Annotated in this window: 1 protein-coding gene; it reads left to right on the top strand. The window is 32.0% G+C overall.

The features are described from left to right. Nucleotides 1-78: 78 nt before the first annotated feature. Nucleotides 79-294 (top strand): hypothetical protein (locus FE392_RS23005; RefSeq protein ID WP_500692718.1); only part of this gene is annotated, 216 nt, incomplete at its 3' end.

The following is a 294-nucleotide window of genomic DNA, read 5'->3' as shown; positions in this document are numbered from 1 at the left end:
AAAATAAGATTATTGTCTTGCTACTCGCTCTATCGTTTGGTAGAGTAACATTATAAATGGATTTAGGAGGCAACAAGAATGAAAATGATGGACGCTAACGAAATTATTTCGTTTATTCAAAAAAGTGAAAAGAAAACTCCTGTAAAGGTATACATAAAAGGGGATTTAAAAGAAGTAACGTTCCCTGAAACAGTACAAGCATTTGTGAATAAAAAATCAGGTGTATTATTCGGAGAATGGTCTGAAATTAAGACAATTCTTGATGAGAATAATAAGCACATCGTTGACTACGTT

The organism is Xenorhabdus santafensis, from assembly GCF_033949405.1.
GTDB classification, from domain to species: Bacteria; Pseudomonadota; Gammaproteobacteria; order Enterobacterales; family Enterobacteriaceae; genus Xenorhabdus; species Xenorhabdus santafensis.
Note: the sequence above shows the minus strand (reverse complement) of the source record. Positions and strands in the feature narration are given on the sequence as shown.